The 21,645-nt window shown below is 60.8% G+C and carries 19 protein-coding genes and 1 pseudogene; 10 read left to right on the top strand and 10 right to left on the bottom strand.

Annotated elements, in window-relative coordinates; translation table 11 throughout:
- Nucleotides 1–498: pseudogene (locus I554_RS27315) on the top strand (class I SAM-dependent methyltransferase); the annotation flags it as partial.
- Here the strand turns inward: I554_RS27315 and I554_RS0115525 are convergent.
- The 4 genes from I554_RS0115525 to I554_RS0115510 all read right to left on the bottom strand — a co-directional run bounded on the left by I554_RS0115525 (nt 495) and on the right by I554_RS0115510 (nt 4,694).
- Complete coding sequence (locus I554_RS0115525; protein ID WP_029659522.1) at nt 495–2,237, bottom strand: ABC transporter ATP-binding protein; 1,743 nt, start codon at nt 2,235–2,237, stop codon at nt 495–497. The pseudogene I554_RS27315 and the gene I554_RS0115525 overlap by 4 nt on opposite strands.
- Nucleotides 2,238–2,290: 53 nt before the next feature.
- On the bottom strand, nt 2,291–2,809 hold the full coding sequence (locus I554_RS0115520) for a transcriptional activator RfaH (RefSeq protein ID WP_024574748.1): 519 nt from the start codon (nt 2,807–2,809) through the stop codon (nt 2,291–2,293).
- Entirely contained in the window at nt 2,806–3,468 is a 663-nt protein-coding gene (locus tag I554_RS0115515; RefSeq protein WP_024574747.1) for a winged helix-turn-helix transcriptional regulator, read from the bottom strand. Before I554_RS0115515 ends, I554_RS0115520 begins: the two co-directional genes overlap by 4 nt.
- A 173-nt stretch (nt 3,469–3,641) precedes the next feature.
- Complete coding sequence (locus tag I554_RS0115510; RefSeq protein ID WP_024574746.1) at nt 3,642–4,694, bottom strand: acyltransferase; 1,053 nt, start codon at nt 4,692–4,694, stop codon at nt 3,642–3,644.
- Nucleotides 4,695–4,871: 177 nt separating this feature from the next.
- Between I554_RS0115510 and I554_RS0115505 the strand changes: the two genes are divergently transcribed.
- Nucleotides 4,872–5,993: a glycosyltransferase family 4 protein gene (locus I554_RS0115505; RefSeq protein WP_244432760.1), complete on the top strand. Its 1,122-nt coding sequence runs from the start codon at nt 4,872–4,874 to the stop codon at nt 5,991–5,993.
- Nucleotides 5,994–5,999: 6 nt separating this feature from the next.
- Here the strand turns inward: I554_RS0115505 and I554_RS0115500 are convergent, their stop codons facing one another.
- Nucleotides 6,000–6,350, bottom strand: coding sequence for a hypothetical protein (locus I554_RS0115500; RefSeq protein WP_244432759.1), 351 nt, complete (start codon nt 6,348–6,350; stop codon nt 6,000–6,002).
- Nucleotides 6,351–6,606: 256 nt separating this feature from the next.
- Between I554_RS0115500 and I554_RS25645 the strand changes: the two genes are divergently transcribed.
- Together I554_RS25645 and I554_RS0115490 are read left to right on the top strand one after the other, a co-directional pair.
- A complete protein-coding gene (locus I554_RS25645) occupies nt 6,607–7,455 on the top strand; it encodes a class I SAM-dependent methyltransferase (protein WP_024574743.1) in 849 nt (282 codons plus the stop codon).
- A gap of 18 nt (nt 7,456–7,473) precedes the next feature.
- Entirely contained in the window at nt 7,474–8,487 is a 1,014-nt protein-coding gene (locus I554_RS0115490; protein WP_024574742.1) for a glycosyltransferase family 4 protein, read from the top strand.
- Nucleotide 8,488: 1 nt separating this feature from the next.
- Here the strand turns inward: I554_RS0115490 and I554_RS0115485 are convergent, their stop codons facing one another.
- The 4 genes from I554_RS0115485 to rfaD all read right to left on the bottom strand — a co-directional run bounded on the left by I554_RS0115485 (nt 8,489) and on the right by rfaD (nt 14,331).
- Nucleotides 8,489–10,414, bottom strand: a complete 1,926-nt coding sequence (locus I554_RS0115485) for a nucleoside-diphosphate sugar epimerase/dehydratase (RefSeq protein WP_024574741.1) — start codon at nt 10,412–10,414, stop codon at nt 8,489–8,491.
- Between the two features lie 2 nt (nt 10,415–10,416).
- The gene (locus I554_RS0115480; RefSeq protein WP_024574740.1) at nt 10,417–11,691 is read right to left on the bottom strand and encodes an O-antigen ligase family protein; all 1,275 of its coding nucleotides are present in this window, start codon (nt 11,689–11,691) and stop codon (nt 10,417–10,419) included.
- On the bottom strand, nt 11,688–13,160 hold the full coding sequence (gene rfaE1 / locus I554_RS0115475) for a D-glycero-beta-D-manno-heptose-7-phosphate kinase (protein WP_024574739.1): 1,473 nt from the start codon (nt 13,158–13,160) through the stop codon (nt 11,688–11,690). The genes I554_RS0115480 and rfaE1 overlap by 4 nt, the downstream gene beginning before the upstream one ends.
- A 190-nt stretch (nt 13,161–13,350) precedes the next feature.
- The gene (rfaD, locus tag I554_RS0115470; RefSeq protein ID WP_024574738.1) at nt 13,351–14,331 is read right to left on the bottom strand and encodes an ADP-glyceromanno-heptose 6-epimerase; all 981 of its coding nucleotides are present in this window, start codon (nt 14,329–14,331) and stop codon (nt 13,351–13,353) included.
- Nucleotides 14,332–14,534: 203 nt separating this feature from the next.
- On the opposite strand from rfaD, the gene waaF reads away from it, so the two are divergent.
- From waaF to I554_RS0115455, 3 genes are all read left to right on the top strand, one after another.
- Nucleotides 14,535–15,596: a lipopolysaccharide heptosyltransferase II gene (gene waaF, locus I554_RS0115465; protein ID WP_024574737.1), complete on the top strand. Its 1,062-nt coding sequence runs from the start codon at nt 14,535–14,537 to the stop codon at nt 15,594–15,596.
- 78 nt (nt 15,597–15,674) lie between these two features.
- Nucleotides 15,675–16,268, top strand: coding sequence for a D-sedoheptulose 7-phosphate isomerase (locus I554_RS0115460; protein ID WP_024574736.1), 594 nt, complete (start codon nt 15,675–15,677; stop codon nt 16,266–16,268).
- The gene (locus tag I554_RS0115455) at nt 16,265–16,795 is read left to right on the top strand and encodes an HAD family hydrolase (protein ID WP_024574735.1); all 531 of its coding nucleotides are present in this window, start codon (nt 16,265–16,267) and stop codon (nt 16,793–16,795) included. Before I554_RS0115460 ends, I554_RS0115455 begins: the two co-directional genes overlap by 4 nt.
- Here the strand turns inward: I554_RS0115455 and waaC are convergent.
- A complete protein-coding gene (waaC, locus tag I554_RS0115450) occupies nt 16,792–17,742 on the bottom strand; it encodes a lipopolysaccharide heptosyltransferase I (protein WP_024574734.1) in 951 nt (316 codons plus the stop codon). The two genes, I554_RS0115455 and waaC, sit on opposite strands and share 4 nt — an antisense overlap.
- A gap of 226 nt (nt 17,743–17,968) precedes the next feature.
- Here waaC and galE point away from each other — a divergent pair, with 226 nt between their 5' ends.
- The 3 genes from galE (at nt 17,969) to I554_RS0115435 (ending at nt 21,639) form a co-directional block, all read left to right on the top strand.
- Complete coding sequence (galE, locus tag I554_RS0115445) at nt 17,969–18,982, top strand: UDP-glucose 4-epimerase GalE (RefSeq protein WP_024574733.1); 1,014 nt, start codon at nt 17,969–17,971, stop codon at nt 18,980–18,982.
- Nucleotides 18,983–19,101: 119 nt separating this feature from the next.
- A complete protein-coding gene (locus tag I554_RS0115440) occupies nt 19,102–20,904 on the top strand; it encodes an ABC transporter ATP-binding protein (RefSeq protein ID WP_024574732.1) in 1,803 nt (600 codons plus the stop codon).
- Between the two features lie 45 nt (nt 20,905–20,949).
- Nucleotides 20,950–21,639 (top strand): fumarylacetoacetate hydrolase family protein, encoded by a 690-nt coding sequence (locus I554_RS0115435; protein WP_024574731.1) that lies wholly within the window; start codon nt 20,950–20,952, stop codon nt 21,637–21,639.
- The last annotated feature ends 6 nt before the right edge of the window (nt 21,640–21,645 follow it).

Genomic DNA, 21,645 nt, shown 5'->3' with positions numbered 1-21,645 from the left:
CGATCGGACCACTCAGTGGGGGCCGGTCACTGGGGCGTGCTGCATCACACCGGCGATATGTGGCAAGCACTGGACAAGGCAGCCGCGCTCGTCGCTCCGGGCGGCCTCCTCGCAGTCGCGTTCTATCGCGAAACGCTTTTAGACCCGTTCTGGAAGCTCGAGAAACGTCTTTACACGAGTGCTCCGCCGTTCATCCAGAATGCAATCAAGAGCGGATATATCGGCGCGTTCCGCCTTGCACGAGCCATGACCCGGCAGGGACCGTTTGCGGATTACATCGCAAACTACACCTCACGGCGCGGCATGGATTTCGATCACGACGTTCATGACTGGCTCGGCGGCTATCCATATGAATCAGCGCTTGCCCCGGAGGTGGATCGTCACCTTGCGGCCCTCGGCTTCAAGGCAGAGCGCGTCTTTGCCCGGCCAAAGTCGAGCGGAATATTTGGTTCAGGTTGCGATGAGTATGTATACCGGTCTCAGAGGACGGGATCTTAGTCAGCGGCCAGCTGAACAAGCGGTGTTTCAATCCGCTCTGCCCGGCCGTTGCCGAGATTGATGACGAAATCAGCTTCGCGCACCAAAGCCGGCCGATGCGAGATCGCAACAATCGTAATCCGGCCCTTCAGCCGCATCAGCGCCCTGGTTACGATTTCCTCGGTTTCCGCGTCCAGCGAGCTTGTCGCCTCGTCAAGCACGAGAAGGCGCGGCGATCCCAGCAAGGCGCGCGCGAGTGCTATGCGCTGACGCTCACCGCCAGACAGCCTGCTGCCATGGTCGCCGACAATCGTTCCGAGTCCATTCGGAAGATTGCGGACGAAGTCCGCGGCAGCGGCTTCCAGCGCCGCGTGAATTTCGTCGTCGGTTGTGTGCGGCCTGATCCAGCGCAGATTGTCCCCGATGCTGGAATTGAACAGCATCGGATCCTGTCCGAGATAGCCGATGCCTTTCCGCCACGCCGAGCTCGGCAAAGTGTCCAGCGCATGTCCATCAACGCGTATCACACCCGATGTCGGCCGCCGCAGACCGAGAATGCAGTCCATCAACGTCGTTTTCCCTGCCCCGGTGTGACCGGTAAACGCAACAAATGCGCCGGCTGGAATTTCGACGTTCACGCCCGTCAGCAACGCCCGCTCGCCGAGCGTCACCGACACACCGTCCAGCGCGATGGAAGCAGGCACGACCTCCGGTGGCCATCCATCCGGCTTCCCAACAGAGGCCGCCTCGCGTTTCGATTCTGCTTCACGAAGCAACGCCGATGCAATTCCAAACGCTGGAATGTGAAAATCGACGATCTGAAGATTCTGGCGCAGTCCCGTGATCTTGGGAAAAAGCCGTACAAAAATGGCAACAATCACCAGAATAGCGCCGACATCAACAGACAGGAATTTGGGGCCAAGAAAAAGAAGCCCAACAACAAGCAGCCCGCCGCTGTACTCGAAGATCGCGCGCACGATTTGGCTGTCGAATGCGTTCCCGAACGACAGAATTTCGAGCCGGTTGACAGAACCGGCGAAGCGATCGAATGCACGAGCTTCCGTCGCTGTCGCCTTGACGAATTTCGCACCGCCGACGATCTCGCTTGTGTCGACCGTCAGGTCGGCATTGACCTTCGTAAGCTCGGTTCCGAAGTGCGCAGCCCGCACGGTCCACCAGCGTGTCATACCAAACAGCGACGCACCGACCACAACCAGCAGACCAACGACCACCGGCGCGATGAAAAGCGCGATGACGACCTGCACGAAGATAAAGAGCATCGCAGCGATGACGAGATTGACCTGCGAGAAAACCAGACCGATCCGCCACGGTTCGTTGGTAACGGCAGCAACCAGATCACCAGTCCTGCGCGAAACAAAGAAGTCATAGTCGGCGGCAAGAAATGCCGAAAACATCCGGCGCTGCCAGGATGCCACGTAGCGCGCCTGCAGCCGCGAAGCGACATAAGATTGAATGATAAAAGTCACCGCGCTGACGGCGATCAAAACGACGATCAATCCAGCGATGGTTCCAGCCGTCGGCGACAAGCCGAACCAACCCATCCCTTCATCAAGTATTTTGCTGATGCGATCCGGCCTGGAGGCACTTTCCCCGCCTAGGCTCGCGAGCAACGGCAACAGTGCGGCAACAGTCGCTCCTTCGAGAAGCGCATTGGCGAAAGTCAGCAGCGCAAGCAGCGGCAGCTTCCAGCGCAAGGTCGCCCACGCATCCTTGATGAAATGGTATGACGTAGAAGTCACGATGTTTTCCGATTATTGCGGTTGCGACGGCACCGGGCGCGGGCACGATGCCATCACGCCGGTTCAATCAGTTGCGCATCCGTCACGACACGAACTTTACGGCCGAGCATTTCAAGTAAAATCTCAACCCGCTCGTTGTCCGTCCGGGCCTGAAATATTCCGCGGCAGGAATCAAACGCACCGCGCAAGATACGAACAGCGTCACCAGCCTTGAAACGCACAGCCGGAGACATCATCGACATGAAACCGTCCGCCTGCTCGTGCTCCTTGAGACCTTCAACGACATCCGTCGCGATCCGCGCAGGCGTCCCCTCATGTCCGACCAGACGCTTGACCCCGACTGTCGAATTGATCGCGCGCCAGCGCTGGGTTTCCATATCTATCCGGACAAAGATGTAGCTTGGAAACAGCGGAGCTTTGACGACATTCACGCGTCGCGCATGCCTTACCGTCCTGAGATAACGCGGCACGTAAACCTCGAAACCTTGCTGGACAAGGTTGGCGCTGGCCTTTGCTTCCGACTGGATTTGAGTCTGGGCGACATACCACGCGGAATTCGAGGATATTGTCATGATGCGGAGCGCTCCCTCGCCTTCCGCGGCCGCGAATCGACAAGTTCCGGAATCAGAACAGCGTCAGCACCGAATTTCTCGCGCGCGTTTCCGACCAGAGCATCGATTGCCGGTGATGACACCAGCGCAGTGACGAGCGCGCCATCCACGTGCTCGTCGATCGCGTCAAGGTCGGCAACCACCGGCAGGCCGACGAAGCGATCCTGCTTGTTTGATGGATCGACCGTGCAGACCAGAACAATGCCGCTCTCTATCGCGCATATCGCTGCGATTTCCGCGAGGTCCGAAACGCCGATCAGAACAAGCCGCTTGAGGTGACGCTCCTTCGCCATCTCAAGTGCCTTCACGCAATCCGCCTTTGCCTTTCGGAAAAATCCAAACGACGACGACAGATATTCGACCGTGAGACGGGATTTTTCGGCGAAACCTTGCGGCGTGAGGTAATAGGCATAACGGCGCGCGGGCGCTTGGCTGGCTTTGACCAAGCCCTTCTTGATGCAGCGATTGAGATACGCATTCACGAGGCCGAGCGCGATCCCGAGCTCGGCTGCAAAATGCCGCTGCGAGCGCGCACCGTCCTGCTCCACGGAATTCAGGAGACCGAGAATGATCCGGTCGCTGTCTTCCTCGCGCTCGCTTTCGGAAAACGCTCGCTCCATTGCTTCACTCCTGCAACCGTCTCCTTATCGTGTTCACCCGATGAACGTCAAGTTTAGCGACCTCATCGCAGATTAAATGACTGATAATAATCATTAATTATCGACGCTTGGGCCACGCCCCGCCCAAAGCCCTTACGCGGCCTGAAGCCTCAATCGGAAGGCTGAGGAGTAAATCAGGGCACCGCGCGGGCGGGTCGGCGTATCCACAGGTGTTCGTGCCTCTTGCCGAAAGCAACCATGGGGACTTCCACCAGACGATATGAGACGTAGGCGATGGCGGTGGTGAGAGCGATCACCAGCATGACAACCATCAAATTGAACGACAGAACATCGGACGGGGGGAACAACGACAGAAAAACGTAACCTGCCGTCATGTGATAAAGATAGTGGCTGTACGAGATGCGGCCGAAGAAACCCAGAATCGAACTCGACACCCCGACGCGGAGGAATGCAACCAACATCACCGCTTCGCCAATAACGTAAGCCGCCGACCATTTCCCATAGTAGTCATCGAAAACAAGAAGGCTTGCGGCAACGACCAGGCTCACGCCGGCAACCTGCAGCATGGCCAAACGGCTCCAGCCTGCAGTCTCAGCTTGCCTGACCTGAATGCCCACGTAGAAGGCCGGGAAGAACATCAACAGCAGGCTTGCGTGCCCGCGCACGAACCAGACCGCAGCATCCGCGCAAACCAGCGCGGCCAGGACAAGAAGAATGCCGCGTCCCCGCAGAAGAAAATATTGCAGTACCAGAAACAGGTAGAACTTCACTTCGATCAGCAGCGTCCAGTAAACGCCGCTCAAAGACTCCTTGTGAAAGATATCCTGCACCATGAAGAAATTGCCGAGCACGACATCGAGCGGGAAAAATTTCGTACCCGCCAGAAAGCTGAAAACCGCGATCAATAAGACATTGACCCAATAGGCCGGAAAAATCTTGAACAGCCTCCGGGAAATGAAGGTAATCGCGTCTTGTCTCTCGATGTTTCGGAAAACCAGATAGCCGCTCAGGAGAAAAAACAGTATTACGCCGCCGCGCCCAAGCGAGCTTACGTGATAGGACGCTTCGCCTAGCGCTATCCGGGCGGGAATGAAATGACCAAAGATGACCATCAATATGGCGATGCCGCGCAATGCGTCGAGCGACGGAATTCGGCCAGCATCCTGCTTTAACGCAGGCGCTGGCGCTGAGCCCGGTACAAGCGACGGATATGTTTCTGAAGACATGCAGCGTCACCCAACCGACAATCTGACGAAATGCATCGCGCCTGGAATGAGCCCGACATCATGGCTTTAGATGTTATCCCGCATGAAAGCCATATTTCACAATCCGTGAAAACGATATAGTTTCCGGATGTTTCGTACCCCGTGCCCCCTCCAATGACGGCATCGTCTTCATCGTCCATGAAATTGCTCTACGTCGTCACCGAGGACAAGGCCTTCCTGTCCCACCGGCTTCCGATGGCCCGCGCCGCTCGCGATGCGGGTTTTGACGTTCACGTGGCGGCGTCTGTCGGATCGAATGCCGATGCGATCCGTTCCGAGGGCTTTACGATACACCCCATGCCGCTGCGACGCGGCGGCCTGTCGCCGTTCGGCGCGATCTCGACCATCATGGCGCTGCGCCAGATCAAGTGCGATCTTTCCCCCGCGATCGTGCACCATGTGGGCATGCAAATTTGCGTGCTGGGAGGGATCTCGTCACTGGGAATGACGACGCCACAGATCAACGCGATGACCGGGCTCGGTTACGCGTTTACGTCGACAACCGCGAAGGCGCTTTTTCTCCGGATCGTTATCGCGATCGCGCTCCGCTTCTTTCTCAATCGGGATCACGCGGTCTTTCTCGTACAAAATCCGGATGACCGCGCCGCCCTTGAGACAATTGGCATTGCTCCCCGCCGCCTTGCTCGCATCCCGGGCTCGGGTGTGGACACGGACAAGTTGATGCCGATGCCCGAGCCCGACGGCCCCATCACCGTGGGGTTTGCCGGGCGGCTGCTCACTGCCAAAGGCATTCGCGCGCTGGTTGCTGCGCACCGGATCCTGCGGACCCGGGGTGAGGATATCCGGCTCCTGATCGCCGGCACTCCGGATCCCGCAAATCCTGATTCAGTAACGCTTGAAGAGGCGCAGCAATGGGGCCGTGAGCCGGGCATCACATGGCTGGGGCAGATCAACGATATCGCTTCGCTATGGCGCGACTCTCATATCGCAGCCCTGCCGTCTCATCGCGAAGGACTGCCCAAGAGCCTGCTCGAGGCAGCCGCCTGCGGCCGGTCCATGATTGCGACCGATGCCCCCGGCTGCCGGGAAATCGTGAAACATCAAGAAACGGGCCTGCTGGTGCCGATTGAGGACCCACAGGCGCTGGCCAGCGCAATAAGTGAACTGGCGGGCTCGCAAGAGTTGAGAGCCCGCTATGGAGCAGCAGCCCGGCAACTCGTCGTCGACAAGATGTCGGCTCAGGCCATCGGCGCGGCGACTGTTGCCCTCTATGAAGAGCAGTTGCAGCGCATTCGATAGCTTTAGCTACCGTTGCTCCAGCGGTACAAAATTGCGCACCTCGCATTTGTCATTGATGACCGCAGGCCGCCAGTTGGCAACGGTTTCGCCCTTCAGAAAGAACGTGAAGTAACGCTGTTCGTTGCCAAAGTTAGCGCGTGAGCAAACCGTCCATTTTTCGGGCCCCGACTGCGCTTCATTCGGCCCGACGTTGGAAATCTCCGAAGGACCGACCTGCTTCATCGATTGTGTAATGCGCTGGATCTCTCTGAAGATGACCTGCTGTTGCCGGGAGTCCGGCTGGGGGTCCGCCTGAACGGAGTCCTGCACGTCGAAAAAGAACGTACACCCGCTAAGCAGCGCAGCCGCGAGCAGCATTTGAAGCAACCGAATAGCCACCAAAGCTACTCACTCCCCGACATTCCGGTCGCCTTACTATCGCTTTGACGTGCCGATGAAAAGCGCCGTCAGGGGCTTGAAAAAACGCCCCGCCTGACAGGGAACAGCCCAGCCCATGATTTATGAGAACCGTTGCAGACCTGAGGACGTTGTCACGTCTTCCGAGTTTGACTAAACACTCCGCAGCCATGCACGCATTACATAAGTCCTCGCACCGGCAACCATATGAGAATTCATGCCTGATCGTCCGCCCAGCAATGTCGACCCCGCGGTTGCCGCCGGATTCGGCCATGAATGGTCGACCTTCCGTCAGGGAGACGATGCATTTTCAGCCGACGACAGGGCAGCCATCTTTGAGTCCTATTTCCATATCTTCCCCTGGGACCGCTTGCCTGCCAACGCGGTCGGCATGGATGTCGGATGCGGCAGCGGCCGGTGGTCCGTCATGGTCGCTCCTCGCGTCGGACACCTCCATCTCCTCGACGCGAGTGCCGATGCGCTGAATGTGGCTCGCGCGAATCTGGCCGCGACAAAGAACGTAACGTTTCATCATGCCAGCGTTGGGGAACTTCCCCTGCCGGACAGTTCGCTCGACTTCGCTTTCTCGCTGGGCGTGTTGCACCATGTGCCCGACACTCAGGCCGCGATTTGCGAGGTCTCCACGAAACTCAAGCCGGGCGCGCCCTTCCTGATCTATCTCTATTATGCCCTCGACAACCGGCCGGCCTGGTATCGCGCGCTCTGGAAATTCAGCAATCTCTTCCGGGTTGTGATCTCGGCTCTTCCGGAAAAACCGCGACTGTGGATCAGCCAGATCATTGCGGTGATCGTTTACTGGCCGCTCGCCCGCCTTGCTGCCCTTGTCGAGCGGCTCGGATTCTCCGCCGCAGCCCTGCCGCTGGAATCCTACAAGCATCGCGCCTTCTATGTCATGAGAACCGACGCCTATGACCGGTTCTGCACGCGCCTCGAACAGCGCTTCACGCGCGTGCAGATCAAAGACATGCTGACAGCCGCAGGATTTCAGGACATCCGCTTCTCGGAACGCGTGCCCTACTGGTGTGCCATCGGCATCAGGCGCTGACCGGATGGCCTTCATTTCATGAATCCATTGCTGACCATCGCAACGCCGCTAGCAGCCTGCATCCTCTGCTCAGTACTGATTATCGTGCTGCACCCTCTGCTGGAGCGCTACGCGCTGGCACGGCCGAATGCGCGCTCGTCGCATAGCGTACCGACACCGCAAGGCGGCGGCGCAGCGGTGATCATCGCCGTCATCACCTCGGTCGCCGTATCGGCATCTGTTTTTGGCGCGGCGAATGTTTCTTCGCTGTTCGCGATCTTCGCTGCGACTATCTTGCTCGCCCTGGTCGGTGCCTACGACGACTTACGGACGATGCCAGTGGGCCCTCGTCTCCTGATGCAGGCGGTTGCCGTCGGCATGGTCCTCGCAACGCTTCCCGCTGAATTCCACCTTGTGCCGACCCTGCCCGTTTGGCTGGAGCGATCCCTGCTGCTGATCGGCGGACTGTGGTTCGTCAATCTTGTCAACTTCATGGACGGTCTCGACTGGATCACCGTCGCGGAGACCGTTCCTGTCACGGCTGCGCTCGCGCTGTTTGGCTTCTACGGCGAACTATCTCCCGGCCCGACCATTGTCGCGCTCGCGCTCTGCGGCGCGATGATCGGTTTCGCGCCGTTCAACAAACCTGTCGCGAAACTCTTTCTCGGCGATGTGGGCAGCCTGCCGATCGGTTTGCTGATGGGATGGTGCCTGCTTCAGCTTGCCGGACACGGCCACCTGCTCGCCGCGCTCTTGCTGCCGCTGTACTATCTTGCCGACGCGACGATCACGCTCTTTCGGCGCCTGATGAGGGGGGAAGCGGTTTGGATCGCTCACCGGTCTCATTTTTACCAGCAGGCGACAAACAACGGCTTCAGCGTGACGCAGGTCGTCGGCGAGGTCTTTGTCCTGAACATCGTTCTCGCAGCTCTTGCCGCCGTGACGATCTGGCTGAAATCGCCCTATGTTCAGGGAATGACGCTTCTCTTGGGATTAAGCGCCGTGGCGTTGGTGCTCAGCCGGTTCTCTCGGCAACGCGAGCCTCTCAGATAACCTACGCGGCCCCGCTCTTGAACTCCGGGATCGCGTCCTTCAAGACGCCCACAATTACGCTGCGCTGTTCACTGGCCACAGCCTTTTCCAACGTGGACAGCCATCTTTGCAGCGTGTCGAGCGGCGGCTCATTGGGACGCGCCGCGACGATTCCCGCGATGCCGATTTCAGCGGTTGGCTCTTCATGGGCAAACAGAATCTCGTTCAGGCGCTCACCCGGCCGGACGCCAGTAAATACGATTTCGATGTCGTAGCCCGGCTGGAGACCTGACAGCCGGATAATCCGTTCGGCAAGATCCACGATCTTCACCGGCTGCCCCATGTTCAGCACGTAAACCGATACGTCGGGCCGCACCGGATCAAGCGCGTGGGTTGCTGCTGTCACCACCAGATCGCACGCCTCGCGAATGGTCATGAAGTAGCGGACCATGTCGGGGTGCGTCACGGTCACCGGCCCGCCGGCCTCGATCTGTGCCTTGAACTTCGGCACCACCGATCCGTTTGAGGCAAGGACGTTGCCGAAGCGAACCGAAATGAGCCGCATCGGCGCCTTGCCGTTTGCCTTATGCATCAGATCCCGGTCGAGCGCCTGACAGTACATTTCGGCGAAACGTTTGGTCAGACCCAGCATCGAGACCGGCTCGATCGCCTTGTCGGTGGAGATCATCACCATCGCTTCGGCGCCGGCGCTTACCGCCGCATCTGCAACGTTCACAGTACCGAAGATGTTGGTCTTGACGCCCTCGCCCCAATCGCGCTCAAGGATCGGAACGTGCTTCAGCGCTGCCGCATGAAAGACGATGTCCGGCTTGAACTCGGTCATGAGATGCACGATGCGCCCACGGTCGCGAATGTCGGCGATGCGACCTTCGATCACCGCTGTAGGAAATTTGGCAATCAAGCCTTCCATCACCGCGTGAAGCGCGGGCTCTGCATTCTCGACAATGAGCAGCCGCGACGCACCGAACGTGACGACGCGATCGCAGATCTCCGACCCGATGGATCCGCCGCCACCGGTGACGACGACAGACTTCCCCCTCACGAAGCTTTCGAGGCGCTGATAGTCGATCTTCACGCTCGGACGCAGCAGCAGATCCTCAACCGCAACCGGCGCGAGACGTGGCGCCTCGCCACTCCCCTCAAGCGACGGCAGACGGCTGACGGTCAGTCCAAGTTTGCGTGCTCGCGTCAGCACCGATTCCGGGGACGCATCCGCCTCGAACGCCGACGGCATCATGATCAGGCGCTCCAGAGGTCTCTCCCGGCGCGAGAAATCATCGACGATATCGGCGAGATCATCGATTCCACCGAGCACGGGAATGCCGCGGATCGATTGCCCGCGATCCGAGATGGATGGGGACAACACGCCGACCGGCCATGTCCGCTTCACTGCGCCGCTCTCGATACCGCGCAGCAACACCTCGGCATCGGCGGCGCGCCCGACCAGCAGCGTCGGCGCAGCGTCAAGGCTGCGTGCCTGGTTCAGCGTTCGCGTGTAGCGGAAATAGCGATAGGCAATGCGCAGGGCGCCAAGCGCGAAGTTCTGCAGGAACCAATAGATAATGATCGTCGTCTTGCCGAAAAAGAACGTGCCATAGACGTTCGGCGCGATGAAAATATAGTCCAGCACCAGCAGCATCAGCGCCAGCACCGTTGATGCTTTCACGATGTTGAAGAAGTCCGGCAGCGAGATGAACCGCCACTTGGTCGTCGTCAGCCGGAAAACGTAACAGACCACGATGCTGAAAAGGACGAAGTACGGCAGGATACGAAGCAGCAGCGGCAGGCGCTCTACGAGGCCGCTGCCCTCAAATCTGAGATAAAAGCTCGCAACGACTGCGAAGATCGTTGCCAGCACGTCATGAATGATAATCAGCAGATTTCGCCAGGTGAGGCGCGGGAATCTGATTTGGGACAGTCCGGCCATGACTACGCCTGCCCCGCGTGTGCACCGCGCGTCTGCGCGCGCATGACCATGCCACCCGCAACTCCCACGGCCAGCACGTAGATCCAGCCCTCATGAAAGTCGAAGAGGTGCGAGTTCAGCAGTGAGCTGACAAAATTCTCAACGACAGCAACCAGACCTACCCAGGCTGCAAGTCCTGCACCCGTAAACATCTTCAGGTGCACAAACCACATCGCATACAACACGAAGACGCCTATCAGTCCCCACTGCACCGCCACATTGAGGGTCTGGTTGTGCGGATTGCCGATGATTTGAGCCGACGCGCCGGTTTGCCCCACCGCATCCTGAGTGAAAAGAGTTTTCGTCGAACCCGTTCCGTGGCCGGCAAGCGGCGCCTCCTCGACGAATTTGATCGACTTGCGCCAAAACTCGAGCCGCTCGCCCACAGAGGTCACAGCGTTCGAGTCACGATAATTCTGGTACTCGATACCAATCATGGCCGTTCGTATCCGCAGATATGGCGATGAGCTCCATGCAATCGCGCCGGCGGCAACGACAACAGCCATCAACAACAGAAAGCCGCGGCGGCTGAAGTGCTTCGCAGCAAAAACGACAAACAGCACTGGAATGCAGACGAATACCGTTCGCGAACTCGCCACAAACACCATGTTGGCCAGAAAACCGATGCCCAGAACAATCAGAAGAACAGCCCAGATCTTCCCTTGCGCTCTCAGCAAGTAGACCGCGGCCCCGAACGCAGCAAACGCACAGAGCGCGAATTCCTGACTTTGCGCGATGTAGTTCTTGACCGGAACACCAACCGTACGCATCGGATCGAAAGCCAGCCGGTGATCCATGAACATCAGCCAGGATGCCAGCATGACGGCCGTGCATGACGCGAGGAACGCGAGCGCAACCCAGAGGCCTCGTCCGGATTTCTCAAAGTGACGTATCAGGATCGGAATCGCTATCAGCTTCGCAACCGGGTTGATGCCCTGCAGGCGCGCGGCCCATGGAATGTCCGTCGACCACAACGTGCCGATGACGGCCAGCGCGAAAAGCAGAACCGGGAGAAAACAGGCCGGCCGCCGTAGTGTTTCGGTGAAATCGCGCAGTTCGATCGTCGGAATCAACACCAGAAGCCAGACCACGGCAAAGATCGCGACGAGCGACGTCGACCATGGCAGCGAGGCCGCCATGAGGACCACGGCGATATCAGCTGCCTTGGTCCAGGCAGCCGTATTGCGCCAAATCGACGGCGAGACGCTTGTCGCGAGATTTGACGCGTTCGCGCTCATGCCTTGCCTTCTCGCGCGCGTTTGACCAGCGAGGTTGTGCTGTGCCCCGGCAGGATATCGACAAGCACGATCTCACCGCCGTTGGCAGTGACGATCTCGTGGCCGACCACCTGTTCGCGGGTGTAATCTCCGCCCTTCACCAGCACGCTCGGCTTGATCTGCGTAATCAGTTCCAGCGGCGTGTCCTGTTCGAAAATCACGACCAGATCGACCGCCTCGAGCGCCGCAAGCACTTCGGCGCGGGCCCGCTCATCCTGCACCGGCCGCTCAGCGCCCTTCAGGCGCCGGACCGATGCATCGCTGTTGAGGCCAACAATCAAACGGTCGCATGCTGCGCGCGCCTGCGTCACCACACGCACGTGGCCCGGATGAAGAATATCGAAGCAGCCGTTGGTGAAGCCGACGCGCAATCCCTGCGCGCGCCACTCGGCAAGATGTTCATCGAGGTCCGCCGCGCTTGAAGCGATTTTCTCTTCCGCGGCGAGCGAGGCATGCGGCAGAATCTTCCGCCGCAATTCGGCAAGGGACACTGTTGCCGTGCCCGGCTTGCTGACGGCCACCGCAGCCGCGGCAGTGGCGCAGCGCAGCGATGTGTCCCAATCCGTTCCTGCCGCCATCGTCACGGCCAGGACAGCAGCCACCGTATCACCGGCGCCCGACACGTCGCGAACCTTCGCGGGCTGCGCCGGAACATGAATCAGACTGCCATCGCGGTGCGCCAGCGTCATGCCGTCTTCGCTCTGGGTCACCAGCACGGCTTCGGCGTCTGCGGTGCGCAACGCTTCGATGGACGCATCGGCGATATCGGCATCGGACTGGATACGACGCCGTGTCGCCTCGGCAAATTCCTTACGGTTCGGCGTCAGCAGTGTGGCCCCGCGGTAGATCGCCAAATTCGCGCTCTTCGGATCAACGATCACCGGCTTGCCGAGCTTGCGTGCGGCGTCGATCACATTGCGGATCACCCGCGCGGTCAGCACACCCTTGGCATAGTCCGAGAGCAGCACGATGTCTGCCCGCGGCAGCGCGCTGACGACCGCATCGATCAGCTTGCGTTCGGTGACTTCCGAAGCAGGCGCCGACAGCTCCCAGTCCGCCCGCAGCATGTGCGTCGAGAAATGCTCCGAGACAAAGCGCACCTTGCGTGTCGTCGGTCGCGCCGGATCGGTCACCAGAACAGGTTCGATCTGTTCTTCCTTGGCCAGTTCGGCCTTCAGCGTTTCGCCCGCGACGTCGTTGCCGATCAGCCCGACGAAAATGCACTTCGCACCGAGCGAGGCGATATTGCGGGCAACGTTGCCCGCGCCACCCACGTTGATCTCGCTGCGCCGGGCCGCGATCACCGGCGCCGGCGCTTCCGGGGAGATGCGCGAGACTTCGCCATAGACGAATTCGTCCAGCATCAGGTCGCCGACGCAGAGCACTGTCTGGCGGACTATCGCTTGCGACAGCGCGTCAAAATCGAACATGAGAACGCTCTAGTGTCCCGAATCCGACGTTCGCTTTATTTTGCAGCGCCTTCCGCAGCGAACGTCGGACTCGAAAGGACACTAGATACCTATTAATTGCTAGTGGTCTTTTGGTTCTGGCATTCGCAAAAGAAACCGCTGCAACGGGATGCGAATGCCAGAACCAGACCACTAGATCCCTGTGACACGATCAGCGGTAGCGATCGGGCCGGTCGAGAAAATCCCTGACATAGCTGCCGACGGCGTCTTCCAGAGCCGTGAAGCCGCCATTGTAGCCTGCGCCGCGCAGATGATCGACCTCTGCCTGCGTGAAGTACTGATAACTGCCGCGAATTTGTTCCGGCATGTCGATGTATTCGATGTTCGGCTTGGCCCCGAGCGCGCCATAGGCCGCGAGAATAAGGTCCCGGAAGCTGCGCGCATGGCCGGTCCCGACATTGAAAATGCCGTTCACCGAGGGCGTCGCCAGCAGCCACATGATCACGCGCACCACGTCATCGACATGGATGAAATCCCGCCGCTGGTCGCCGTCCGCGATGCCGTCGCGATGCGACTTGAAGAGTTGCACCACGCGGCCCGACCTGATGTCGTCGAAGCGGCGCGCCAGCACGCTCATCATCGTGCCCTTGTGATATTCGTTCGGGCCGAACACATTGAAGAACTTGAGGCCTGCCCACTGCGGCGGCATCTTCCCGCCCTTCGCCACACGTTCAACCAATGCCATGTCGAACAGGTGCTTGCTCCAGCCGTACAGATTCATCGGCCGAAGCTTCTTCAGTGCGGCCAGGGAGCCATCATCAAGAAAACCCTGCTCACCATCGCCGTACGTTGCGGCCGAGGACGCATAGATGAACGGGACAGAGTTGGCCGTGCACCAGTCCAGCAGGCGCATCGACAGGCGGAAATTGGTTTCGATGACGAGATCGCCGTCGGTCGCGGTGGTCTCCGAGATCGCGCCCATATGGACGACGGCATCGAGCTTGCGCCCGTTCAGCCATTGCATCAGTTCCGCTGGCGGAACCACGTCGGCAAGCTGGCGCTTGGCGAGATTGCGCCACTTGCCATCAGACCCGAGAAAGTCGCACACGGCCACGTCCGCGCGGCCCGCATCATTGAGGGCGGCGACGATGTTCGATCCGATAAAACCGGCTCCGCCGGTCACCAACAGCATGAAGGAATCCCGCCCTATTAGCGCGGGTCACCTTTGCCTCACTCCTGCCCCCCAGGCAACTCACGTCCATGGGCTTGGTGAAGGCGGAGAATGAGGTTACGCCGGAGAAAACGCATCTGGACGCCGCGCGGGGGACGCGGTAACCGGCTGATCGTCCACAATTCTCCGGACCGGGATCGGTGCGCTCTAAAACCCTTCAATAAATGAATATAAATTCATTTCTAAGCGATATTGGGGTAACACCCGATCCCTCGGAAACCAGCCCGGTTCTGGTGGTTCCGTATATGTGGATCGGCGACTTCGTGCGCGGGCATACGGTGGTCCGGGTGCTCAAGGAGCGCTGGCCCAATCGGCCGGTGGATCTGCTGGTCACCAGCCTCTGCGCGCCCCTTGTCGACTACATGCCCGGCGTCCGCAAAGGCATCGTCTGGGACCTCCCGCGCGGGCAACTCGCCCTGAAAAAGCAATGGGCGCTGGCGGAGCAGTTCCGCGCCGCCGGTTACGGCACCGCGCTGGTGATGCCCCGGACCTGGAAATCCGCCATCGCGCCGACGCTGGCAGGTATCCCCCAACGCACCGGATGGGTCGGAGAGGTCCGCTTCGGCCTGATCAACGACTGGCGCTGGGGCGAGCGCAGCATGCCGCGCTTCATCGACAAGAACGCCGCCCTCGCCCTGCCCGCCGATGCCCCCCTGCCAAAGGAATGGCCGGTGCCGCAGCTTGTGGTCCCACCGCAGGAAGTGACCGCCTGGCGACAGGCTAACAATCTCGGACAGACCGCCGCCGTGGCGCTTGCGCCGGGCTCGGTCGGCGCCTCAAAACGCTGGACCTACTACGCAGAAGCGGCGCGGATGTTCGCCGAACAGGGCCTCGACGTCTGGGTGGTCGGCGGACCGGGCGAAAAAGCCATTGCGACCGATATTGTGAATTTCGCAGGACCTCGGGTGCGCGATCTCACCGGGACCGATCTGCGCAACGGCATCATGGCGATGGCGGCGGCGAAAACCGTGATCTCGAATGACTCCGGCCTGATGCACATCGCCGCCGCGATCGGCACCCCGGCGATCGGGATTTTCGGCCCGACCAGCCCCTATCACTGGGCGCCGCTGAACGGCCTCGCGGCGACGATCAAGCGCGCCACCGACCTGCCCTGTCAGCCCTGTCACAAGCCGGTCTGCACCCAGAACGATCATCACTGCATGCGCGACATACCGGCCTCGCAGGTGGTGGAGACCGCGCAGCGCGTGATCGCCGAAGCCCGTTAATCTCGATAACCGGCCGCACTTGCGCCGTTATCGCGCTGTGACTACCACTGACGCCAATTTCAAACGACGCGGTGACATGTGAGCCAGGACCGGATCGCGGCCCATTTCCAGAGTTCGCTCGACGGCCTCAGCAAGGCCGTGCAGAGCGCGGACCTGCGCGCGACAACGCACACCATTGCGCGCACAGTCGCGGATGCGTTGAAAGCCGGCAACAAGCTGCTGCTGATCGGCAACGGCGGCAGCGCAGCGGATGCGCAGCACATCGCCGCGGAGATTGTCGGCCGCTACAAGGAGGAACGGCCCGGCTGGGCGGCAATCGCCTTGACGACAGATACTTCGGCGTTGACGGCGATCGCCAACGACTATGGTTTCGAGCAGGTGTTTGCCCGGCAGGTTCAGGGGCTCGCCCGTCGCGGCGATGTTTTGTTTGCGCTCACGACATCCGGCCGCTCGCCGAACATCCTTGCCGCGCTCAAGGTCGCACGCGATCTCGGCGTCACCACTATCGGCTTCACCGGCACCAAGGGCGAAGTCATGCGCGCGTCCTGCGATCATCTGTTCGTTTCGCCCACCGACGATACGCCCGTGATCCAGCAGATCCACATGATGGCGATGCATGCGATCTGCGACGAGGTCGAGCAAGCGCTGATCAGCACGACAAAGACAAAATGACGGCGGGCGGCGCGATATCGAAACCTGCTGCGTTTCTCGACCGTGATGGCGTCATCAATCTTGACGACGCCTATGTCGGCACCCGCGACAGACTCCGGTGGATGCCGGGAGTCACGGACGCGATCAGAAAGCTGAATGACGCGGGTTATTACGTCTTCGTCTTTACTAACCAGTCCGGCGTCGCACGCGGCTTTTTTTCAGAGGACGATGTGCGCACGCTGCACAACTGGATGCGCGGCGAACTTATGCGTGACGGCGCACGGATCGACGATTTTCGCTACTGCCCGCATCATCCCGATGGCGTCGTCCCCCGCTACACGCGCGAGTGCAACTGGCGGAAGCCTCAGGCCGGCATGATCCTCGATCTCATGAAGCACTGGCCGGTGGCCAAGGACCGCAGCTTCGTCGTTGGCGACAAGCAGCGCGACCTCGATGCGGGCACTGCCGCGGGCATCAAGGGCTACCTGTACAACGGCGACAACCTGTCGGACTTCATTGACGACGTTCTGGCGAAGCAAACCGCTTAAGGTGTGAGCGGCAATCTCTGCGCGGCTTCAATGACGCGCTCGAACGACGGATAGACGTTTTTCCCGCCCACGACCGTAATCGATCCGTTGCCGACGGGGCCGGTCAAGCCGGGATCGGTCGCGAGGAACACCGCGATCAGCGGAACGCTGTAAGCCGCAGCAAGATGCAGCAATCCGGTATCGACACCGATAACGAGCGCTGCATTCGCGATCACCTTTGCTGTCACATCGAGCGGCTGGCGATCGAGGATGCGGCTGCCGGGGATGGCGGCGGCCAGCCGAGCACAACGCAGGCGTTCCGCCTCGTTGCCCCACGGCAGCACGACATCGATGCCCTGCCCGCGCAGCCACTTGCCAGTGCCGATCCAGTCAACTTCGCGCCACTCCTTCGCGGCACGCGATGTTCCATGCAGCAGCACCGCATAAGGCGCTGCGTTGCCCCTCGGTGGCTTGACCAGCCCGTAGTCGATCGCAGCATCCGGCGAATAACCGAGGCTCAATCCGGTGAGCGCTCTGTTGCGCGTCACCGCATGCTGATCGCGCGCGACGGCGTGCTTGACGTCATAGAACCACGACGCCGCCGGCTCCTTGATGCTCGATGCATCGTAGCCATGGCGCTCGCCCGATGCCGTGCGCGCGATCAATGCAGAGCGGATCAGGCCCTGCGTATCGATCACCTTCTCGGCCTTGACCGCTTTGAGCTTTGCCTTGAACGCGGAAATCTCGCTCCAGGTCTCACCGCGAAGCAACTGGGAACGCCAGCGCCGCGTGGAGACCGGGATCACTTCGCTGACCGCAGGATGAAGCCGCGCGAGCGGGGCGAATGCCTCCTCAACCACCCATGTCAGTTGCGCATTTGGGTAGCGCCGCCGCGTGTCCGTCACCGCCGGCATGTGATGCACCACGTCGCCGAGCGACGATGTCTTGATGAACAGAATACCGTGCATCGGCGTGATGGGCCTTGAACTCTTGAATGCGCGTTACGTTTTGGAAACCATAAACCGCGTTCCTGAGGGAAAATCCAAGGGATTTCCCGAGAAAGTCCGGCCTTATACCCCATTTCCATCGTTTCTCTGCAAGCTTCCGGCAACAAGTTCGCTTCACATTCCGCGCCAGGTCACGAAAAGATATGGCGCGCGAGACAGGCGCGGAAGCAATGCGGATTGGAATGCCATGACAGTCTTGGTCACCGGAGGCGCAGGTTACATCGGCAGCCACACGGTTCGTGCGCTGGTCGATGCAGGCGAAAGCGTTGTCGTGGTCGACAATCTCTCGACCGGTTTCTCGCAGTTCCTCCCCGAAGGCGTGCCCCTGTTCATCGGCGACGTCGCGGACGAGAATCTCGTCGAGGGCGTGATCGCTGCGCACAACGTCAGTTCGATCATCCATTTCGCAGGCTCGGTGGTCGTGCCGGATTCGATGCGCGACCCGCTCGGCTATTACCGCAACAACACGATGACCACGCGCAACCTTCTGAACGCCGCGGTCAAATGCAACATCAGCCGCTTCATCTTCTCATCGACAGCCGCGGTTTACGGCAATCCGGAGCAGATGCCCGTGGCCGAAGAAGCGCCGACACGCCCGCTGTCGCCCTACGGCTCATCGAAGCTGATGACCGAAATCATGCTGCACGACGTCGCCTCCGCCCACGGGATGCATTACGTTGTGCTGCGCTATTTCAACGTCGCCGGCGCTGACCCGGAAGCCCGGATCGGTCTCGCGACGGTCGGTGCGACCCACCTCCTGAAGATCGCCGTTGAAGCGGCGACCGGCCAGCGCGCCAAGATCGACGTGTTCGGGACCGACTATCCGACGGTCGATGGAAGCTGCATCCGCGACTTCATCCACGTCAGTGATCTGGCGCAGGCGCATTGTGCGGCGCTCGGCTATCTCGAAGGCGGCGGCCCTTCGGCGACCCTGAATTGCGGCTACGGCCGCGGTTATTCCGTGCTTGAAACTATTGAAGCAGTCCGCCGCGCGTCCGGCCGCAACTTCGCGGTTCAGTACGCCGACCGCCGGCCCGGCGACATCATGACCATGATCGCGGACACGGCGCGCATTCGAGCCACGCTGAACTGGACGCCGCAATACGACAATCTCGACACCATCGCCCGCCATGCGCTCGCATGGGAGGAAAAGCTGCTGGCGGACCGGCTCCGGGACGGCCGGCAGGCGGTTTCGGCATAGTGTAGAATTGACCAAAAAGCCCTGATTTCGCTTGAAAATCCGGTCCATAGCGGGCAAGAGACGGACATCGCAGAAACCCTGACGGGGCGCAGGTTGCGCCGGCCGTCAATGGAACGCGGATGACCGAGCTTCCACGTAAAATCACCGACGACCCTTATGGGGCGGCTGCCCTTATTCGCCGCCTGATTGCCGAACAGGGCCTCCAGCACTGGCGGCGCTATGCGGTCGCATTTGCCCTGATGGCTCTATCGGCCGGCGCAACAGCCGCGTCCGCCTGGCTGCTTGGCGAAGTGATCAACCAGACCTACGTCAATCGCAGCATCAACGGCATCGTGATGCTGTCGCTGGCGATCATCGTTCTGTTCACCCTCAAGGGCGCAGCGACCTACGGTCATACGGTCATCCTGTCGAAGATCAGCAACGCCATCCTTGCCAGCAATCAGCGCCGGCTGTTCGCGAAACTGATGCGCGAGAATGTCGGGTTCTATTCCGAACGCCATTCCTCCGAGTTCCTCGCGCGGCTGACCGCGGGCGCGCAATCCGTGACCCAGGTTCTCAGTCTCCTGATCAACGCCGTCGGCCGCGATTTCCTGTCGCTGGTCGGGCTGGCCGCCGTGATGGTGATTCAGGACCCGTGGATGTCGCTGTCCGGGCTGCTGATTGCACCCCCTGCGTTGTTCGTCATCCGCAAGCTGGTGAAGAGGATCAAAGGCCTTGCACACAACCAGTTCACCGGCACGGCGGACATTCTCGAAACCATGCAGGAATCCCTGCAAGGCATCCGCACGGTCAAGGCGTTCACGCTTGAAGACACCATGCAGGCGCGGATCGACAAGAACATCGGGCTGGTCGAAGCCAACGCCAACAAGATGGCACGGGTGCAGAGCCGATCCAGCCCGCTGATGGAAACCCTCGGCGGCTTCGCCATCGCCGGCGTCCTGATGTATGGCGGCTATCGCATCATCGCGACCGGCGCGACGCCGGGACAGTTCTTCTCGTTCATCACCGCGTTCCTGCTGGCCTATGAGCCGGCCAAGCGTCTCGCGCGCCTCAACATCGAGCTCAACAGCTACCTTATCGGCGCGCGCAAGCTGCTCGAGATCGTCGACAGCCCGGCGAGCGAGCCGGACGACAGCGACAAGCCCGCATTGCAGTTGACCGAAGCGAAGGTCGAATTCCGCGATGTCACCTTTGCCTATCGCGGCAACGAGACCGTGCTCAACCGCATGAGCTTTGTCGCCGAGCCCGGCAAGATGACCGCGCTGGTCGGCCCGTCCGGCGGCGGAAAATCCACCGTGCTGGCGCTGCTGCTGCGGCTGTACGAGGCGAAGTTCGGCGCCATCGTCATCGACGGGCAGATCATCTCCGACGTCTCGCGCCGCTCGCTGCGCCAGCAGACCGCCTATGTCGGACAGGACGTCTACCTGTTCCGCGATACCATTCGCGAGAACATCGCGTTCGGCAAAGCCGGGGCATCGGAGGAAGAGATCGTCGCTGCCGCGAAGGCCGCCTGCGCCCACGATTTCATCATGAGTTTCCCGCGCGGCTACGACACGCCGGTCGGCGAACACGGCACGCAGCTTTCCGGCGGCCAGCGCCAGCGCATCGCCATCGCCCGCGCGCTGGTGAAGAACGCGCCGATCATCCTGCTCGATGAAGCCACCGCTGCGCTGGATTCCGAATCCGAGAAACAAGTGCAGGAGGCCATCGAGCATCTGTGCCAGAACCGCACCACGATCGTCATCGCGCATCGCCTGCACACCATCATGCACGCCGACCAGATCCTGGTAGTCGAGAACGGCACCATCGTCGAAACCGGGCGTCACGATGACTTGCTGCGGCGCGGCGGGCGGTATGCCTCGTTCTTCCGCTTGCAGCATCGCGATGCCAACCCGCTGGCTCCCGTCGCTGCCAGCGCGTAAGGTCGCCTCTCCCGCCTCGTTGCCCTCCCAGACACCGGAATCCCCATGAGCGCCAGCTTCGTCATTCCCGCACTCACGCAACCGTCCATTCCTGTCGCCGGTGAATCGAAATCCTTCCCGGTACGCCGCATCTGGTGCGTAGGCCGCAACTATCTCGAGCACATCCGCGAGATGGGCAACGACGAGCGCCAGCCGCCATTCTTTTTCGCCAAGCACGCCGACATGGTGACGGGTGACGGCGCCACGATCCCCTACCCGTCGCTGACGAAGGATTTCCAGCACGAGGTCGAGCTGGTCATTGCGCTGAAGAGCGGCGGCGCCAACATCGATCCGGCCAAGGCGCTCGATCACGTCTACGGCTACGGCGTCGGCATCGACCTGACCCGCCGCGACCTGCAGATGGCGTCGCGCAAGAAGGAACAGCCCTGGGAGATCGGCAAGTCGTTTGATTTCTCCGCGCCATGCGGGGCCCTGCGCCCCGCCGCCGAGATCGGCCATCCTGTGAAGGGCAAGATCTGGCTCTCGGTCAACGGCACCGAGAAGCAGAAGGGCGATCTCTCCGAGATGATCTGGAACGTCGCGGAGATCATCGGCAAGCTCTCGCTGCAGGTCTCGCTCGGCGCGGGCGACATCATCCTGACCGGCACCCCCGCCGGAGTCGCTGCGCTCCAGCCCGGCGACAAGATCGAATGCGGCATCGACGGCATCGGCACGCTGAAAGTCGCGATCGGCTGAATCTCC

The sequence above is a fragment of the Afipia sp. OHSU_II-C1 genome (assembly GCF_000497575.1).
GTDB lineage: Bacteria > Pseudomonadota > Alphaproteobacteria > Rhizobiales > Xanthobacteraceae > Afipia.
The sequence above is the reverse complement of the archived record's forward strand: the minus strand, read 5'-3'. Positions and strand labels throughout refer to the sequence as shown.

Coding starts and splice junctions, on each gene's coding strand:
- I554_RS0115490 (WP_024574742.1), top strand. CDS start 7,474: ATGAATCCATTGCTGACCATCGCAACGCCGCTAGCAGCCTGCATCCTC.
- I554_RS0115480 (WP_024574740.1), bottom strand. CDS start 11,691: ATGAGCGCGAACGCGTCAAATCTCGCGACAAGCGTCTCGCCGTCGATT.
- I554_RS0115520 (WP_024574748.1), bottom strand. CDS start 2,809: ATGACAATATCCTCGAATTCCGCGTGGTATGTCGCCCAGACTCAAATC.
- I554_RS0115500 (WP_244432759.1), bottom strand. CDS start 6,350: ATGCTGCTCGCGGCTGCGCTGCTTAGCGGGTGTACGTTCTTTTTCGAC.
- I554_RS0115485 (WP_024574741.1), bottom strand. CDS start 10,414: ATGGCCGGACTGTCCCAAATCAGATTCCCGCGCCTCACCTGGCGAAAT.
- waaC (WP_024574734.1), bottom strand. CDS start 17,742: ATGCACGGTATTCTGTTCATCAAGACATCGTCGCTCGGCGACGTGGTG.
- I554_RS0115505 (WP_244432760.1), top strand. CDS start 4,872: ATGAAATTGCTCTACGTCGTCACCGAGGACAAGGCCTTCCTGTCCCAC.
- I554_RS0115455 (WP_024574735.1), top strand. CDS start 16,265: ATGACGGCGGGCGGCGCGATATCGAAACCTGCTGCGTTTCTCGACCGT.
- I554_RS0115440 (WP_024574732.1), top strand. CDS start 19,102: ATGACCGAGCTTCCACGTAAAATCACCGACGACCCTTATGGGGCGGCT.
- waaF (WP_024574737.1), top strand. CDS start 14,535: ATGAATATAAATTCATTTCTAAGCGATATTGGGGTAACACCCGATCCC.
- rfaD (WP_024574738.1), bottom strand. CDS start 14,331: ATGCTGTTGGTGACCGGCGGAGCCGGTTTTATCGGATCGAACATCGTC.
- I554_RS0115510 (WP_024574746.1), bottom strand. CDS start 4,694: ATGTCTTCAGAAACATATCCGTCGCTTGTACCGGGCTCAGCGCCAGCG.
- I554_RS25645 (WP_024574743.1), top strand. CDS start 6,607: ATGCCTGATCGTCCGCCCAGCAATGTCGACCCCGCGGTTGCCGCCGGA.
- galE (WP_024574733.1), top strand. CDS start 17,969: ATGACAGTCTTGGTCACCGGAGGCGCAGGTTACATCGGCAGCCACACG.
- rfaE1 (WP_024574739.1), bottom strand. CDS start 13,160: ATGTTCGATTTTGACGCGCTGTCGCAAGCGATAGTCCGCCAGACAGTG.
- I554_RS0115515 (WP_024574747.1), bottom strand. CDS start 3,468: ATGGAGCGAGCGTTTTCCGAAAGCGAGCGCGAGGAAGACAGCGACCGG.
- I554_RS0115435 (WP_024574731.1), top strand. CDS start 20,950: ATGAGCGCCAGCTTCGTCATTCCCGCACTCACGCAACCGTCCATTCCT.